This is a genomic window from Halobacillus ihumii (assembly GCF_902726645.1).
In the GTDB taxonomy this organism is placed as follows: domain Bacteria; phylum Bacillota; class Bacilli; order Bacillales; family Halobacillaceae; genus Halobacillus_A; species Halobacillus_A ihumii.
In genome coordinates this window covers 2,141,602-2,159,034 of the sequence record NZ_CACVAO010000001.1, presented here as the reverse complement: position 1 = coordinate 2,159,034, position 17,433 = coordinate 2,141,602, and the positions used below count along the sequence as shown (strand labels likewise).

The window sequence follows — 17,433 nt, the reverse complement described above, 5'->3', positions numbered from 1 at the left end:
TCTCATGCATTATTAGACTTCGAGGATTTAGGTGATTCTTTCCAAATTTGTTCTAATAGGATTACGAGAACTGTGCCGACCAACAGGCCATTACTTAGCAAGTTCTGGACCATCGAAGGCATTTCTTGAAAAACTTCAGCAGGAAGAAACATAATTCCAATTCCTAGCAGGAACGATATCCCCAGTATTGTTAACCTGCGTTCATTTAATTCCTCACTGGCCATATTCGATATCCCAAGACCCATTAATTGTACAAATGTAGCCAGTAGAGCTGCATTTGCAATCGGGGCAGGAATGGCTGAAATAAAAGCTACGACTGGCGGGAAAAAAGCGACAGCTATTAGTATTAACGAAGCATATAAAAAGGGCCGCTTACTTTTTTGACCTGTCAAATTAATAAAACCCGACGAGGAAGCTAAGGAAACATTCGCAACGGAAGAAAAAATTGCTGAAATCCCATGGTTAATGCCAAGGAAACTGCTGCCCCTGTTCAATTGATTGTATTTATAGGAAGGTTTCCCATAGATCGAATGACTGACAGCCACGACGGAGGCTACTAAATTCGACAATAAGATCACTGCTGTAATAAACGCCAGTGGTATGACACTCCATTCGAAATTAGGAGTTCCCCAAACCCACAAATCGGGTATCTTAAATGCATCTGAGACTAAAAGAGAATCAACCGGCTTACTTCCGACCCACACCACATACAAGACCCAACCAACCACAATTCCGATCAGAACAGCATATCCTTTTAACCAGCCTTTGCCGAAAAAGGATAACCCGATCACTAGAAAAAAAGTTAAAAATGCTAAAATTGTTTTATCAATATGGATGGCTCCAACCTGCTGCTGGACTCCTATCATGCCTTTGAGAAAAGTCCCGCTTAATTGCACGGTTATTAAAAATAAAAAAGCCCCGGTCACGAGCGGAGTAAACACAAACAACACTCGGTGGGCAAGGCCGAAAATACCAAAGATAAATAAGAAAATTCCCGTCCATATCATCGCTGCTTCAAGCGTTTGTAATGTTTCTATGTAGCTTTTCCCTGCCGCTACCTCTGAGTAGGCCATAACAGCAAATATACTAATCCAGATTCCAGCCGGCCCTTCCATAATTGGTAACCGGTGGCCAAATAAACCTTGTAAGAGAGAAGTAAGTCCCACAGCAAAAAAAGTTCGCTGCATCAAACCTGCTACTTCAGTAAAACTCAAATCAAAAATAGCTCCAATTACGATTGGTAATGTTACAGCACTGGCTAATAGAAAAACAAACCACTGCATTGTTTCTAACGTTACCGTCGACCAATTTCTGTTCGTTATCGTCATCTGCTTACCACCTACATTTATTCAAAAACAACTAAAATTGTTTCACGTGTAACATTTTCATTATAGACAAAGAGAGCGCACAGTCTCAAGCTGTGCGCTGTGCCTTTTATTCTTCTAAAGTGGAGGTATCACCAGTAGGTAACCCTAATTCCCAGGATTTTAATAACCGACGCATGATTTTACCACTTCGCGTTTTCGGAATCGTATCTGTTATTTCAATTTCTCTCGGTGCTGCATGGGCGCTGAGGCCTTTTTTAACAAATTGGCGGATGTCTTCAAGCAATTCATCCGATTTTTCATATCCTTCCTGCAACGTGATAAAGGCTTTAATAATTTCGCCACGCTCAGGATCCGGCTTACCAATTACTCCTGCCTCTGTCACTGCATCATGTTCTATCAGCTTACTTTCTACTTCAAATGGTCCGACTCTTTCACCTGAAGTATTAATCACGTCATCTAGGCGACCCTGGAACCAGAAGTAGCCATCTTCATCTTTGTAGGCGCTATCTCCAGAAACATACCAGCCTTTAATGAAATAACTTTCATATTTGCCTGGATTATTCCAAATGGCACGCATCATAGATGGCCATCCTTGTTTAATCGCCAAGTTCCCCATTTGATTGGCCGGCAGCTCATTTCCATCGTTATCAACGATCGATGCCTCAATGCCTGGCAGTGGTTTCCCCATAGATCCAGGCCTCACCTCCATGGTTGGATAGTTACAGATCAGCATCGCACCCGTTTCAGTCATCCACCACGTATCGTGAATACGTAAATCAAAGGCTTCCAGACCCCAGGTAATCACTTCAGGATTTAAAGGTTCTCCTACACTTAATACATGGCGTAAAGAAGAAAGGTCGTGCTTTTTCGCTGCATCTGCTCCAGCACTCATTAGCTTACGGAAAGCCGTTGGAGCTGAATACCAAACAGACACCTTCTGCTCAGCAATCGTTCCATACCAATCATCCGGGCTAAACCTGCCTCCGCGGACAACGTTTGTAACTCCGTTCAGCCATGGGGCAAAGATTCCGTAACTCGTACCTGTTACCCAGCCAGGGTCAGCTGTACACCAATAAACATCGTCTTCCTTCAGATCAAGTACCCATTTCCCAGTTTGATAATGCTGGATCATTGCATTATGAACATGGTATACACCTTTAGGCTTTCCTGTTGAGCCTGACGTATAATGTAGCAGCATTCCATCTTCTAGATCTACCCATTCAATATCAAACTCTTCTGAGGCTAACTTCATCTCTTTGTCAAAACTAATATGAGAACTTGACTCATCCCCTCCTACAAGAACGATCTTCTCAAGGTGCGGGAGATCATCAACAGGGACACGATCCAACAACTCAGGGGTTGTAATTAACATTTTGGCTTCACTGTCCTCTAGACGATCGCGAACTGCCTGCTCCATAAATGCTTCAAACAATGGACCGGCAATCGCCCCGAGCTTTAAAATCCCAAGAAAGGACGCGTAGAATTCCGGACTCCTGTGCATAAACAGAAATACTCGATCACCTTTTTCAATATCATGATTTTTTAACACATTCGCAAATTGATTACTTTTTTTCTTTAATTCATCAAAGGTTAGTTTCTCTTCCCGGTCAGGCGAAGTATAAATGAGCGCTGCCTGATTCTTCTTATCTGGATCTTCAGCGTGCTTATCAATTGTTTCATAGGCAATGTTTACTTTTCCCGTTTTACTCCATGTAAAGTTTTCCTTCACTTCATCCCAATTAAAATTTTTGTACGTTTGCTGGTAATCTTGTAAGTTATGGTTTCCCGATCTTGCTGGAATGGTTTTCATGTCCATAAAATCACCTCATTAGAATGAATTTTGTAACCGGTTTCTCAATCTTTTTTAATAAAGCCCTGCTTTAAAAATAGCACAGAACTTACACACGTTATCTAAATATTTCGTGAATTACTTACCATTTTAGATGAAATGAATTGATTTTTAAAGTAAAACGCCTAAATAGTTATACAATCACAAGCAGGCCTCCTTGCGTTGACAATCACCTCTACCCTATATATAATGAAAAAGCATTTCGGTTAGAAGAGGTTCTTAGCGAAACCCTCTATAAAAAACTAAGGTTGATGCGCTACTAAACGCCGCACCCTTAGAGGTGGGCTTTTTTTATTTTTAACTAATATTTGAATACTAGGAGGATTTTAAAGTGACGGGACGCAAAGACGAAGATTTAACAGACCTATCCCTACTCGGCAACCAAGGAACATCCTACTCCTTTGAATACAATAAAAACGTATTAGAAACGTTCGATAATCAGCACCCTGATCGCGATTATTTTGTGAAATTTAATTGTCCAGAGTTTACGACACTCTGTCCAAAAACAGGGCAGCCTGATTTTGCCACAGTCTATATCAGTTATATTCCTGACGTTAAAATGGTAGAAAGTAAGTCTCTGAAGTTGTATTTATTCAGTTTTAGGAATCACGGTGATTTTCATGAAGACAGCGTGAACACGATCATGAACGACTTAATTCAACTTATGGATCCCCGATATATCGAGGTGTGGGGCAAATTCACACCACGCGGCGGTATTTCCATCGATCCATTCTGTAATTATGGGAAACCTGGGACAAAATTTGAACAAATGGCTGAACACCGGTTAATGAATCATGACCTCTATCCTGAAAAAGTTGATAACAGATAAGTGGAAGGAGCCTGCTTGCTAGGCTCTTTTTTCTGTATAATGAAGAAAAGGAGGGGTACAATGAGCGAACAAGATACCATCAATCAAACGAAAAAGTTGAATACGGTACATAGCCTAATCGATGGCCTGGGTCACCTTGGCATAAAAAAAGGGAGACACTCTGCTCATCCATGCATCGATGAAATCTCTAGGATGGGTAAGCGGCGGGCCACAAGCTGTACTGGAAGCATTAATGAGAACAGTCACAGAGGATGGAACGCTCATTTTCCAAACTCACTCGCCTACGCTTTCTGATCCAGCAGAATGGGAGAACCCTCCTGTCCCTGAAGAATGGCATGAAACAATCAGAAGGACAATGCCCGCATTCGACCCCGCCAAAACACCCGTAACATTTCTAGGCGTGCTCCCGGAGTTATTTCGGACGCACCCAGCCGTTTATAGGAGTAATCATCCTGCATTCTCCCTATCAGCATGGGGAAAGCAAGCAAAGGAACTGACATCGCAGCATTCGCTTTCTTTTTCCTTAAATGATGATTCTCCTCTTGGGAAAATCTATCAAACGAATGCACAGGTTCTTCTGCTCGGGGTAGACTATGATACAAATACAAGTTTCCATTTATCTGAATATAGAAGCGGAACGTACAAAGAAATGACAAGAGGCGCTCCCCTACTCGTTGACGAAGAGCGACAGTGGGTCACTTATCAGGATATTGAAATGGACGAAGAGCAGTTTAATGTTATAGGGCGAGCCTATGAATCAGGCCATCGTGTCATCAAAGGTCATGTAGGACAAGCGGAGTGCCGTCTGTTTCCAATGGCTGAGTCGGTTGATTTTGCAACCGACTGGTTAAAAAACAAGTAAAAAGCTCCCCTTCCAACGGGGAGCCCGTATTTACTGTTTATCGTTTTTATATTGCATATAAACCACTTGTGTGACAAGGAAATCTTCCATACCGTGCTTACCATCTGCCCCGCCAAGACCGGATTTCCGCATTCCAGCATGATAACCTTGTACGGCCTCAAAGTTTTCACGGTTTACATACGTTTCACCGAATTTCAGTTCATTGACAACTTTCATCGCTTCATTCATATCTTCCGTATATACAGAAGAAGATAAGCCAAATTCTGTATCGTTTCCTTTTTCGATCGCTTCATCTAAAGTACGGAACGTAGTGATGGGAATAACAGGACCAAAGATTTCTTCCTGCATAACGGTAGAATCGTGGTCGACGCCGGTTAGAATCGTAGGTTTATAGAAAAACCCCTGTTCCATATCAGCACGCTCACCGCCAATCACGACTTTCGCACCGTCGACTTCTGCATCATTCACCATCGTGGAAACTGCTTCTAAACGCTCTTCACTTACAAGAGGCCCAACATCGGCTTGCTTATTCATCCGCGGGTCTCCTAATGACATTTGCTCAAATGAATTCTTCAGTTTGTTAACCAGTTCATCGGCTACACTTTCATGGACATAAACACGCTCAGCATTCGTACAGGCTTGTCCATTATTAGCCAACCTTGATGTGGTGATGCTGTCAGCCGCGATATCTAAATCCGCGTTTTTGGTCACAATGGCCGGAGCTTTTCCACCTAATTCAAGATTAACCTTCGTAATGTTTTGGGCAGCAGCTTCCATTACCTTCGTTCCAGCTGGTACACTTCCAGTCATCGTAATCATTTGCACGCCCTCATGTTTAGCCAGTGCATTCCCGATCTCAGAACCTGTTCCTGTAATCAGATTGTACACACCCTTTGGAATGTCTTCCATGGAATCAATAATTTTAGTAAACTCCATAGCAGTGTTGGGTGTTTGCTGGCTTGGCTTCAATACGATCGTACAACCAGTAACAAGAGCCGTAGCCACCTTTCTGGCCAAAATAAATACCGGGAAATTCCAAGGGACAATTCCAGCTACAACGCCAATGGGCTTTTTGTAAATATATATATTTTCATTAGCCCGATCACTCGGTACAATTTCCCCCTCAATTCGGCGCGCCCATTCAGACATATACCTAAAGTAATCGATAGCAAGCTCTACTTCCCCTGTCGCCAGTTCATTATCCTTCCCTTGTTCTTCTTGTAATAGATCAATAAATGTATCCTTATTTTCTTCTATTTTATTTCCAAGCTGACGAACGATGTTTCCACGTTCTATATTAGGAGTCATCTCCCACCCCTTTTGAGCCTGAGATGCAGCATGAACCGCCCGATCGACGTCTTCAACTGTACCTTTTGGTGTTCTAGAGATAACCTCTTCTGTGGCAGGATTAACAATATCTAACCATTCGTCTTCCGTCGATTCAGTATATTCGCCATTTATATACAAACTGTGTGTATTCATAAGTAAGACCTCCTTAGAAAGGTTCTATATGTGTCATTCCTTCTTCGCTCAATTATTAAACGTAAAAGCTCATCCATTCATTTTCCATGAAAATTCGTTATACTGAGGAATAGATAGGATAAAGAAAGGATCGATTTATTGTCATGAAAAGAGAAAACAAAATGTTAATTATACTTGGAAGCATCGGGGCAGCCTGTATAGTCATTGCTTTCGTATTATTCTCCGCCATAGCAGATCCCATGGTTCCGGTTGTGATATTAGCCTCAGGTATTCTTCTCATTATTGGGGGCATCGCTGATCGCAAAGACCGCATAAAAAAAAGAAAAAGGAGCTCTTAATTCCTTTTTCTCTTTCCTTCACCATTCAAGAATATATCCTTTTATCTGCTTCGCTTCTCCATCCTCTTCTTTTTGCTCCGCAATAAAATGTGGATGGTCACCATTAAATTCATATTTAAGTGAATCAGGTTCTAAGTATAACTTGTACTCTAAGTCCGTGATTTTGTGAAGAGAAAGATTAGCTATTGTAGACTGATTCTGCTCACCATCAATAAGCAGGATATCAACCTGGTCATAGCCCTGGCTTATTAAACGTTCCTTTAAATCCATTATAAATTCCTCCAAAAGTCTGCTGTAATTGAGCTATTTCTCCTATACCCTTTTTCATACTTTTAAAACCAAAAGAAAGGAGTTTCGACTAAAAATTGTACATCCTTTGGGGTGCTGCTATACTTAAATTTACTAGCAAATAATTTATTTATACAGCAAAAAAGCGGGGAAGCCCCCGCCTTAGGTTAAATTAATAACCACCGTATCCGTAACCGCCATAAGAGGCACCGATAATAATCAAAAGAATAAACAACACAACTAATAGCGCAAATCCGCCACCGTATCCTCCGCTCATGTCATTCCCCCCTCTCATCACTTACTTTATTACCTTATGCCATAATATTTGAGTGGTAAGGGCTCATGCGGAGTTCTTACTTTTTTGTTATCTATGAGCACACTGCATTAAATAAGGAAAACCTTTTTCAAGGACAACCAGGCCAAATATAAAGATTGGGCGAAAAAGAACACGCCCCAGACAGGAGCAGGAATAAATTTCACAGCTTGCGCAAGGTTCCACGCATCCCCTGCTTGACTCGGGGAAACGAAACTAACCCTCATCACCCAAAAAGCACTCATAACAGCCTCCACCACAACGAGGCATGCTACAAAGATAAGAACGTATTGAACAATGGATTGATGACCAGTTCTGAGCAAATAAATAAATCCTGCACCAAATGTAATAAGCCAAAAAACACCATAGAAATTTCTGACCCAGAAAATAAGATTAATAGCTAAAAAGCCAATTAAGATAAACATCATTACCCGATAATGACCTTTAACAATTAAATGGAAGAATAATAAACCTGCCAGTGAGGAAAATAAATACCCTGATAAACTAGTTAAGACGTGGCTAAGCCATGAAGTGTGTCCTGTCATAGTTACCCCGGATGTATTGGGAAACAACGACACATTCCTTACTTCTCCGCCAGTCAGTAAAGCCATTAGAGAATGACCGCTTTCGTGTATCATGGTATTAATCATTGCAAAGTACTTTCCAATTATCGGTGATTGAGTCAGTAACAGAGCTAAAATTAAGCTTATAAGAATTTGAAGTTTCATAGCTGCCCCTTTCTATGATCCATAGTACGCACTCATAGTTATGATTTATTTTACTTAAAATTCATCCATACGTATAATCTAAAGTAATAATTAAACATAGGAGTATCGCCACATGCAGAGAAAATTAATCATAATCTTCTTAGGATTAGTCTTATTCGGGCTTGCTGGATGCAGTAACAATACAGCTCAAGAACAACATACGACAGACCTTACCATTTCTGCAGCAGCTAGCTTAACTGATGCGATGAAAGAAATAAAAGAGACATATGAAAGTCAAAATAAAGATGTAACCCTTACATTTAATTTTGCAGGTTCAGGTAAATTGGCCCAGCAGATTCAACAAGGAGCCCCTGTTGATGTTTTCTTATCTGCGAACCAAAAATGGATGGACAAACTAGAAAAACAACAATTTATCATAAAAGAAACCAGATTTAATTTCACCGGAAACTCTCTTGTATTAATTACGAAGCAAGACCGTAATTTTGATTTTCCCTCTCTTCAATCCATCAAGCTTTCTGATGAGAAACAGCTTGCTTTAGGCGACCCTGCCAGTGTACCTGGAGGGATGTACGCCAAACAAGCATTACAATCCATTAACAAATGGGCAGATTTAAAAGCCCAAATGGTATATGCAAGAGATGTACGTCAGGTGCTTACATATGTAGAGTCAGGAAATGTAGCTTTAGGATTTGTGTATGCAAGTGATGCACTTATCTCAGAAGAGGTGAAGGTCATCACCGAAGTGGACCAAAATCTTCATCAATCAATCATTTATCCGGCTGCTGTCCTAACAGCCAGTTCCAACATAAAAGAAGCACAGGCATTTTTAGACTACCTTAAGACAAAGGAAGCTCAGGAAATTTTACAGTCCTATGGTTTTGAAAAAAAGCAGCCTTAGGACTCCCTATACTGATTTCTTCCTCACTAGGTTCTCTTCATCTTATATGTAACTATTCTGTAACTCTCTTCTACTAAGCTGATAGAAAAGAGTTTAAGAGGAGGATGCCATTTAAATGAAATCGTTGAAATTGCTGGCTGGTTTAGGAATGATGTTGATGATTACCATGGTATTTAATCCGTCGTTGTCCTTCGCAAATGGTGAGTTCATTGATGGTTCATATGGGGGGAAATCCTATAAACTATATATTCCTTCAAATTATGATTCGAATACCCCTTCGCCACTATACGTTATGCTCCATGGATGTACACAGGATGCAGAGCAATTTGCTACTGGAACACAAATGAATTCACTAGCGGAGGAAGAGGGATTTTTAGTTCTCTATCCGGAACAAAGCTCAAGCGCGAACTTAAACAAATGCTGGAATTGGTTTGACCCTAACCACCAAACTCGTGGAAGTGGTGAACCAGCAATTATTGCAGGCATGGTTCAATCAGTTGAAAACAATTATACCATTAACGAAGATCAAGTTTATGCAGCCGGTTTATCGGCTGGAGCTGCGATGAGTGTCATTATGGGTGCAACATACCCGGATGTTTTTTCTGGAGTGGGTATCGGAGCAGGATTGGAATATAAAGCAGCGGAAAGTACTGTCGAGGCATATTCTGCTATGTCCAGCGGCGGACCTGATCCAGCTCAACAAGGCAGACTAGCCTACCAAGCGATGGGCGATCACGCCAAAAAGATTCCTGTTATGGTTATCCATGGAACATCTGATTATACAGTAAACAGCATTAACGCTGAACAAGTTATCAAGCAATGGGCAGTTACCAATGACTTGGCCGAAAATGCAGCAAAGGATGGATGGATCGATGATACTCCTGAGAGTACGGAGTCATTACAAGTCCCTTCAGGAAGAAGCTATTCCATTAGTAATTACAAAGCTGAAGATGGGAAGGTATGGATGAAAAAGGTGTTAGTACAAGGGATGGCCCACGCTTGGTCAGGCGGAAGTTCCCAAGGAAGCTACACAGACCCTCAAGGACCCAATGCGAACCGCCTAATGGTTGAATTCTTCCAGTCCTTTTCTGAAACCGAAAATCCTGATCCAAGCGCCCCTGTAACGACAGCTAGTGTGAAAGGAGGAACTTACAATTCCCCCATTACAGTAGAATTGAAAACAAATGAACCAGGTACCACCTACTACACCCTAGATGGCTCCACACCAAACACCCAATCAGAAATATACAGTCAACCTCTTCAAATTGCTGATGATACTATTTTGAGGTACTTTAGCCAGGACGCAGAAGGAAATAAGGAATCGGTTAAACAAGAAACCTATACCATCAATGAGTCAGAGCCAGAGACGTCAGAAATTATTCTATCTTCAGCTACTGAAGATGGATATGTTGGGAAGTATGCAGCAGATGGATTAGGTGAAGAACATATTAAGGTCGGAGATAAGGGAATGTATAATACCGATACCTATCGGGGAATTCTTTCATTTCACACAAATCGTTTACCTGATAACACGATTCAATCAGCAAAGATCAGACTTTATGTTAAAGACAAGGAAGGCGTAGTGCCGTCCATCCGAGTAGATATAAATAGTGGAGTACTAGGCAGTTCAGCTGCTATTGAGCAATCAGACTATCATACCACCCCGTCAAAAAATAATAGTGTTACATTTTCCACTCAAACGTTAAAGAATTATATAGAATTCCAAATTCATCCAGAAGATTTAAACTTCATCAATAAAAACGGAATCACTCAACTTCGCTTAGGAGCGATAACTGAAACTCAATTTAACCCAGACTGGATTGAATTTTACGGAGGAGAACATACCAACAGTGCACCAAAGTTAATTGTGACAACAAATTATTAATATTTATAGCAAAGGAGTCTGATCTAAGTAGATCAGACTCCTTTAATGTTACAATAAAAGTTAATTATTTTTGTATAATTGATATAATTCCTGACCTTGAATAATTTACTATTGAACATTGAATGAAAGTTGGTTAATCATGAACTCCCCTCTTTTTCTATCGATAAAAATAGCCACTATCGCTACATTAATTGTTTTTATTCTGGGCGCTTTTTTCGCAAGAGTAATTGCTAGAAAAAAATTTCCCGGGAAAAGTTTCGTTGAGTCCGTGATTTTGCTTCCTCTAGTCCTTCCCCCAACAGTGGTAGGGTTTGGACTCCTTTATTTGTTCGGTAAAAATGGACCCTTAGGCAGTTTCCTTCTTCAATCCTTTGGTATTCAAGTTGTTTTTTCATGGATTGGAGCAGTAGTTGCTGCAGTTGTTGTATCTTTTCCCTTAATGTATCAAAGTGCATCAGCCGCTTTTCAAAATTATGATCAGAACGTTGAAAATGCGGCTTTAACAATGGGGGCATCCAAATGGAAAATTTTTTTCACTATTTCATTCCCTTTAGCCTGGCCCGGTCTTTTGGCAGGCTTAGTTCTAAGTTTTGCACGTGCTCTCGGAGAATTCGGGGCGACGCTCATGATAGCTGGTTATATTCCAGGGGAGACCAATACCATACCTTTAGCTATCTATTTCGCCGTAGAGGCAGGCCATATGGAACAAGCCCGATTCTGGGTACTGATTATTGTTTCACTTGGATTTAGTTCTGTCCTTTGGCTCAATTGGTGGAGTAAGCGTAATATCCTTAAGTTTAATCAGTAAAATGGAGGTGCCAAATGCTATCTTTAACCATTAAGAAGAAACTCCCGCATTTCATCTTAAATGCTTCCTTTCAAGCTGGAAATGAGATCGTCGTTTTGTATGGACCATCTGGGTCTGGTAAAACAACAGTTCTTAACTGTATCGCAGGACTTACTCATCCTGATGAAGGAGAAATCGAATTGAACAAAGGGATTCTTTTTTACACAAATCATAAACCCATCCCTGTTCAAAAACGTAATATTGGTTATTTGTTTCAGGATTATGCTTTATTCCCCCATATGACGGTCTATAAAAACATATCGTATGGCGCTACAGATGACCAACTTGTTAACAAACTATTAGAAGTTGTAGGCATTAAACATTTAGCTTCCAAGTATCCAAGGCAAATATCTGGTGGCGAAAAACAACGTGTGGCATTGGCACGAGCTTTGGCCACAGAACCCGATCTACTACTTTTAGATGAGCCATTCTCCTCATTAGACCAAGAAACAAAAAATCAGTGTCATGAGGAACTTTTACGTCTTCGCAAGCTGTGGGAAATCCCAATTATATTAGTCACTCATGATTGGGAAGAGGCAAAGAAACTAGCTGATCGTATCCTCCTAATCGAAAGTGGCAAGATACCTTTTTATACCAAAGATGTAAATTATTTCCCCCATTACGATAAAATTTAAGGATTTATTAAAAAGAGACGTGGTTCTGAGAAATAATAGGAACCCGGAGCAGCTCCGGGTTCCACTAAGAATTAAACCACACGTACATACGTTTCATTTGCGGTTAGATAATAAACTGCACCTTGAGAATTTTCCACTTTATATTGCGGATAACCCTCAACGATGATTTGATCAAGAATATTAGGAAACCCATAACCATATTGTAAATAACCTGCCACCGCTGAATCTGACCATGAAGGTTGGTTGTAGAATTGTAAATCCCCTTGATAAATTGACTCTACTCTTCGGCCGATATACCACTCATCTCCGTTACTTCCTGGAACATAAGGAACCCCAAAGTAATCGCAAATTCCTTTAGCATGTTCAATGGCAACTTCTCTTTGAAACTCTGGATCTATCATCAATAAAGCTTCATCAGGGTGATCCATGAAACCATTTTCAGTTAATACAGCAATCATGGCTGTTTCACGCAATACGTGAAAGTTTGCTTCTTTAACTCCTCTAAATTCTTGTGGAGTTCCCTCTCTTAAATAATTTGCTATACTCTTAGCTAGAATACCCGCCTCACGATTTAAGTGACCAGGGTACACGTAAAGTTCAATTCCACTTGGATTCGATCCGTCAAAACTTCCATCAAAAGCATTATAATGAACAGAGATATAAGCATCCGCTCCTGCTCGATTTGCCTGGTTTGTCCTAGTTGACAGCGATGTATCTTCATCAGTCGGAGCTACTAACAGAGTATCAAAACCGCTTCGCTGCAATTCTCCATCAAGGAAGGAAACTACTGCCCGATTAAATTCATTTTCTTTAATAGATCTGCCGAGACTATTAATATAAGGAGTACGTTTACCAGGGGTCTCCATCCCATGCCCGTCATCAAGTGCAATTAGATAAGTCATACAATCAATCTCTCCTTTACTATTTTATGATTAATACCTAATAGTGAATAACTATCGTATGAACAGCTTGTCCATACGAACTATATTTTTGCGCGTTACGCGTAACGTTAACTGCAATTATATATGCGCGATTCGCATAAGTCAACCACAAAATAAACATTTCGCACAATATATTGCGCGAAATGTTTATTTGATAGTATCCTATTACTATGGAATGAAATAATTTCACTCGAGGATGAATGGTATGGAATCATTAGGTAAAAGATTAAGAAAAGCACGGGAAGACAAGGGTTGGTCGCAAACGCTTGTTTGTGAAAAGTTAGGGATCTCCAATTCAAGGTTGTCCGGTTATGAAAGAAATTACAGAGAGCCTGACACTAAAATGCTCTCTACTCTAGCCAGCCTCTATGAAGTTTCCATTGATTGGCTGATTGGAATGAAAGACGATTCTAAAATAGGGGAGACAGAAGCAGACATGGAGGCATTTATCCAAGATCCTGAGCTCCAACGTTGGTATGCAGAACTTCCAAAATCAAACCTTGAAGACTTAAAGAAGCTAAGGAAAATGTGGGAAATTATTAAAAGTGAGTAATCTGTTAAATTAGACTAGAAAAACTCTTTGGATTGTATTAAGATGAATTTAAACAGCCCGCCACAGTAGGGCTTTTTCTTTCACCCATAACAAGAACATATGTTCTATAGGAGTGAAATTTATGTTTTATCAATTTACAACCCTTGAAAGTCATATACATGATCTTCTTAACTCAATCTCCATTCAAACACCAAACCAACTAACGATTGAAGGTATTGCAGATCAACTGAATATACGAGTTTATGATTGGGAGCATAGTAGTGAAGCTGTTATTTATAAGGGTATAAATCGAATCTTTCTGCAAAAACAGTTAGGTAAGGAAGAACGTTGGCAGACCTTCGGCCACGAACTTGGACATATTTTACTGCACTGCGGTTCACAGCTGAATCTTCCTACGCGCTTTGTTAAATATCAGGAATGGAAAGCAGATAATTTTGCTTTGCATTTCTGTGTTCCTACTTTTATGCTGCTGCAAATGAATCTTCCATTTAAAAAATCACAAGCCATTACTGAAGTAACTTCCACCTTTGGAGTTACTTCAGAATTTGCATCCCAGAGATTGCAACATTTAGAAAAACAATGGCTTGGGCTCATAGCGGACCAAAGCTTCACTCAGAAAGCATACAGGAGTAATCAAGTGGGGGAGAAATTGGAGAAGTACGAGTAGACATATACGATAAAATAAAAATGTTTTTTCCCTGTTGCTATGGGTACAATGTTAATCGCAACTATATATAATTTTCTAATTGCCCCATTACCACTTTTGCAGCCTATTTTATAAAGAGGATACGTTTTACATTTTCCTTTAAAGGAAATAAAATATAACCCACGATTCAGGTTAGGATATAAAAAGGGCGAAAAACGAGGAGGAACGAATACTTGGATAAAAACACAAAAAAACACAGAAAAAAAACACAACACCTACAAAAGGATGATATTACTGTAGTTGATACAAAAGTGGTGAAGAAATCAGTTTTTGCAACGGCGATCGGTAATGCAATGGAATGGTTTGATTTTGGAATTTATTCATATCTCGCTGTTATTCTTGGTGCACTGTTTTTCCCTGAGTTCAGCGGACCATTACAGTTAGTGTTCAGTTTTGCTACATTTTCTGTCGCCTTCTTGGTTCGTCCGTTTGGTGGAATGTTCTTTGGAATGCTTGGCGACCGGTTGGGACGGAAAAAGATACTTGCAATTACGTTAATTATTATGGCATTGGCCACACTCAGTATTGGGTTGATTCCAACATATGAGTCCATTGGCATAGCCGCACCTATATTATTGCTTGCTGCCAGGTTGGTTCAAGGCTTTTCTGCAGGCGGAGAATATTCGGGTGCCATGACTTTTATTGCGGAATCAACTGCTGATAAGAAGCGAGGGTTTTTATCCAGCGGTCTTGAAGTTGGTACTTTAGTGGGGTATATTACCGGTGCTGGAATTGTTACACTACTCACTTTTGTATTAGGGTCAGAAACCATGCATGAGTGGGGGTGGAGAATCCCGTTCTTCATTGCTGCCCCTATTGGTTTCATCGGATTCTACCTGCGTAGTAATTTGGAAGAGACACCAGCCTTTGAATCCAAAGAAATGGAAGAGAATAATGAACGAAAAGCATCCCTGAAAAATATTTTTGTTTATCATCGCAGGTCTTTACTTATTTGTTTGGGATTAGTTTCATTTTATAATACTGTTTATTATGTGATTTTGACTTACATGCCATCACATCTGAATGCTGTGCTCGGTTATGGAGACACTAAGGGATTGTTATTAATATTAGTCGTGATGGTCATCATGATTCCATTTGTCTTAATGGCTGGCTATTTTAGTGATCGTATTGGAAACAAACGTATTATCATGTTTGGCCTATCCGGAATGATTATTTTGTCAATCCCGGCGTTTCTGTTAATTGGAAGTGGTAATAGTTGGCTGGTTTTCTTAGGATTAATGATCTTGGGTGCTTTACTTGCAAGCTTCCAAGGTGTCATGCCATCACTATTGCCGTCACTCTTTTTCACGGAAGTACGGTATGGATCATTGGCTATTACGTATAATGTAGCCACATCAGTATTTGGTGGTACTGCACCATTAGTTGTTTCATGGTTAATCAGTGTAACAATGAGCAGGCTTGTTCCGGCGTATTACATCATCTTCGCTTCTATTATTGGAATAATCATTGTTGCATTCTTTGTTGTCGAAACGTCAGGTAAATCACTCAGAGGTCAGCCGCCTGCTGTAGAAGAAAAACAAGAAGTCAAAGATGTCTTAGAGGATCCTGAAGAAGCTTTATGGTGGGAAGAGGAAAAAAGGGAAATAGCTGAGAGAAAAGAAGATTATAATAACGACGAATAAGTGAAAATATTTTTTCAGGAGTTGTGGTCGAATGTAATAAATTGCTGCAACACTGGATGAACGCGATAGCAGATACGAAGTGCCACATAAACGGGGGATTTATGTGGCACTAATGGTGTTGAAACCGATATAAACGTAAAAGTGGAAAAACTGTGCAATGTGTACGTGACCTTCTTTCACCTCATAACAAAGTTAGTTGCCCTTAACGTTTGATATTATATTATTTTGATAATGCGATTTTTATATGAGCTAAGTGGTGCTCTTCATGCCAAGCTAATTTTGCAACTTTTGTTGTAACTGCTATCTTACCGTTTTTCTCGAGAGTAAAAGCTCGATTTAATTGCTCTTCAGTTAAACTATATCCTAAAGATACTATGCGCTCATTTATACCTTCCAGCAGTTTAACAGAACTTTCTATAGGAAGTTTTGTTTCCGGTTGAATAGCCCACATTTCTTGATCAAAAGTTGGTACTGTTGGGTTTTCATCTGTTAAAGCCAGCTTCAAACGTTGATACATGTTCAACTGAGAATCTGCAATGTGATGAACAAGTTGACGAACTGTCCAGCTTCCTTCACGATATGTTTTGCTTAATTCCTCATCACTTAATGAGTCAACAGTTTCTCTTAATCGAATCGTGTAAGTTTCGATTTCCTTTAACCATTCTTGAATATTCTCTAATGTTACTTTTTTAGGGACTTGTAATTCCCCAATCGGATATTTTACATCCATTTTCAAAATCCTCCTTTTCCCTATTCGTTATTTTTTTAATTAATTTATTAATAACATAAATTATTTCATAATTCTCATTATATTTTAACATAAATATCTAATAACCTTATTAAAAGGGATTCAACGAAGGAGATTGGAGATATAATCATACACGTGGCCTCACTGCAACTCATTTTGCTGCGTTCGTATTCCCAAAGTGATGGATTGCGGAAGACCGTTAATTGAAACATCTTTAATGTCGCTCACCAATGAAGACGAAAAATGGCGCGTTTTTAAATTGTTTAGCCAAAATTTAGCCAAACATTTAAAAACGCGCCATTTTATCATTGAGATGTATAAGCTGGAAGCCTTGTGCCCCAATCGTTATTATTAGCGCCCCCGGCAGGATTCGAACCTGCGGCACACGGTTTAGGAAACCGATGCTCTATCCCCTGAGCTACGGGGGCAATTAAATCACGTGCCTCATATTATACAAAATTTCTCTACAAATGAAAAGTATTTTCCTTTAAAATTACTTCAGATTTATGACTTCAGTCTATTGGTTATGGTAAAATATTATTTGTCTGTCTAATTGTATC

Annotated in this window: 18 protein-coding genes and 1 tRNA gene; 10 read left to right on the top strand and 9 right to left on the bottom strand. The window is 39.8% G+C overall.

Features of this window, described 5'->3' with window-relative positions:
- Positions 1-2: 2 nt before the first annotated feature.
- On the bottom strand, positions 3-1,328 hold the full coding sequence (locus G6R08_RS10665) for a purine/pyrimidine permease (protein WP_163527951.1): 1,326 nt from the start codon (positions 1,326-1,328) through the stop codon (positions 3-5).
- A 106-nt stretch (positions 1,329-1,434) separates the two neighbouring features.
- Positions 1,435-3,144, bottom strand: a complete 1,710-nt coding sequence (gene acsA, locus G6R08_RS10660; protein WP_163527950.1) for an acetate--CoA ligase — start codon at positions 3,142-3,144, stop codon at positions 1,435-1,437.
- 364 nt (positions 3,145-3,508) lie between these two features.
- On the opposite strand from acsA, the gene queF reads away from it, so the two are divergent.
- From queF to G6R08_RS10650, 3 genes are read left to right on the top strand one after another with little or no spacing between them, the layout of a single operon-like run.
- The gene (gene queF / locus G6R08_RS10655; protein ID WP_163527949.1) at positions 3,509-4,006 is read left to right on the top strand and encodes a preQ(1) synthase; all 498 of its coding nucleotides are present in this window, start codon (positions 3,509-3,511) and stop codon (positions 4,004-4,006) included.
- A gap of 60 nt (positions 4,007-4,066) precedes the next feature.
- Positions 4,067-4,300: a hypothetical protein gene (locus tag G6R08_RS22110; RefSeq protein WP_240339843.1), complete on the top strand. Its 234-nt coding sequence runs from the start codon at positions 4,067-4,069 to the stop codon at positions 4,298-4,300.
- The gene (locus tag G6R08_RS10650) at positions 4,227-4,868 is read left to right on the top strand and encodes an AAC(3) family N-acetyltransferase (protein ID WP_240339816.1); all 642 of its coding nucleotides are present in this window, start codon (positions 4,227-4,229) and stop codon (positions 4,866-4,868) included. The genes G6R08_RS22110 and G6R08_RS10650 overlap by 74 nt, the downstream gene beginning before the upstream one ends.
- Positions 4,869-4,898: 30 nt before the next feature.
- Here the strand turns inward: G6R08_RS10650 and aldA are convergent, their stop codons facing one another.
- From aldA to G6R08_RS10630, 4 genes are all read right to left on the bottom strand, one after another.
- Positions 4,899-6,350 (bottom strand): aldehyde dehydrogenase, encoded by a 1,452-nt coding sequence (gene aldA, locus G6R08_RS10645; RefSeq protein WP_163527948.1) that lies wholly within the window; start codon positions 6,348-6,350, stop codon positions 4,899-4,901.
- A 356-nt stretch (positions 6,351-6,706) separates the two neighbouring features.
- Positions 6,707-6,958 carry a hypothetical protein gene (locus tag G6R08_RS10640; protein WP_163527947.1) on the bottom strand — a complete coding sequence of 84 codons (252 nt, stop codon included), beginning with the start codon at positions 6,956-6,958 and terminating at the stop codon, positions 6,707-6,709.
- A 190-nt stretch (positions 6,959-7,148) separates the two neighbouring features.
- Positions 7,149-7,253 carry a YjcZ family sporulation protein gene (locus G6R08_RS10635; RefSeq protein ID WP_079529073.1) on the bottom strand — a complete coding sequence of 35 codons (105 nt, stop codon included), beginning with the start codon at positions 7,251-7,253 and terminating at the stop codon, positions 7,149-7,151.
- A gap of 107 nt (positions 7,254-7,360) precedes the next feature.
- Positions 7,361-8,017, bottom strand: a complete 657-nt coding sequence (locus tag G6R08_RS10630; protein WP_163527946.1) for a M50 family metallopeptidase — start codon at positions 8,015-8,017, stop codon at positions 7,361-7,363.
- Between the two features lie 112 nt (positions 8,018-8,129).
- Here G6R08_RS10630 and modA point away from each other — a divergent pair, with 112 nt between their 5' ends.
- The 4 genes from modA (at position 8,130) to G6R08_RS10610 (ending at position 12,282) form a co-directional block, all read left to right on the top strand.
- Positions 8,130-8,915, top strand: a complete 786-nt coding sequence (gene modA, locus G6R08_RS10625; protein WP_163527945.1) for a molybdate ABC transporter substrate-binding protein — start codon at positions 8,130-8,132, stop codon at positions 8,913-8,915.
- Between the two features lie 115 nt (positions 8,916-9,030).
- On the top strand, positions 9,031-10,800 hold the full coding sequence (locus G6R08_RS10620) for an extracellular catalytic domain type 1 short-chain-length polyhydroxyalkanoate depolymerase (protein WP_163527944.1): 1,770 nt from the start codon (positions 9,031-9,033) through the stop codon (positions 10,798-10,800).
- A gap of 139 nt (positions 10,801-10,939) precedes the next feature.
- Positions 10,940-11,608, top strand: a complete 669-nt coding sequence (gene modB / locus G6R08_RS10615) for a molybdate ABC transporter permease subunit (RefSeq protein WP_163527943.1) — start codon at positions 10,940-10,942, stop codon at positions 11,606-11,608.
- Positions 11,609-11,622: 14 nt separating this feature from the next.
- Positions 11,623-12,282, top strand: a complete 660-nt coding sequence (locus G6R08_RS10610; RefSeq protein ID WP_163527942.1) for a sulfate/molybdate ABC transporter ATP-binding protein — start codon at positions 11,623-11,625, stop codon at positions 12,280-12,282.
- Positions 12,283-12,353: 71 nt separating this feature from the next.
- Here G6R08_RS10610 and G6R08_RS10605 read toward each other — a convergent pair whose 3' ends face one another.
- A complete protein-coding gene (locus G6R08_RS10605; protein ID WP_163527941.1) occupies positions 12,354-13,184 on the bottom strand; it encodes an N-acetylmuramoyl-L-alanine amidase family protein in 831 nt (276 codons plus the stop codon).
- A gap of 244 nt (positions 13,185-13,428) precedes the next feature.
- On the opposite strand from G6R08_RS10605, the gene G6R08_RS10600 reads away from it, so the two are divergent.
- From G6R08_RS10600 to G6R08_RS10590, 3 genes are all read left to right on the top strand, one after another.
- A complete protein-coding gene (locus G6R08_RS10600) occupies positions 13,429-13,776 on the top strand; it encodes a helix-turn-helix domain-containing protein (RefSeq protein WP_163527940.1) in 348 nt (115 codons plus the stop codon).
- Positions 13,777-13,897: 121 nt separating this feature from the next.
- Positions 13,898-14,443 (top strand): ImmA/IrrE family metallo-endopeptidase, encoded by a 546-nt coding sequence (locus G6R08_RS10595; protein ID WP_163527939.1) that lies wholly within the window; start codon positions 13,898-13,900, stop codon positions 14,441-14,443.
- 212 nt (positions 14,444-14,655) lie between these two features.
- Complete coding sequence (locus G6R08_RS10590) at positions 14,656-16,125, top strand: MFS transporter (RefSeq protein WP_163527938.1); 1,470 nt, start codon at positions 14,656-14,658, stop codon at positions 16,123-16,125.
- Positions 16,126-16,345: 220 nt separating this feature from the next.
- Here the strand turns inward: G6R08_RS10590 and G6R08_RS10585 are convergent, their stop codons facing one another.
- Positions 16,346-16,855: a YfiT family bacillithiol transferase gene (locus G6R08_RS10585; RefSeq protein ID WP_163527937.1), complete on the bottom strand. Its 510-nt coding sequence runs from the start codon at positions 16,853-16,855 to the stop codon at positions 16,346-16,348.
- Positions 16,856-17,228: 373 nt separating this feature from the next.
- Positions 17,229-17,301, bottom strand: a tRNA-Arg gene (locus tag G6R08_RS10580).
- Between the last annotated feature and the right edge of the window lie 132 nt (positions 17,302-17,433).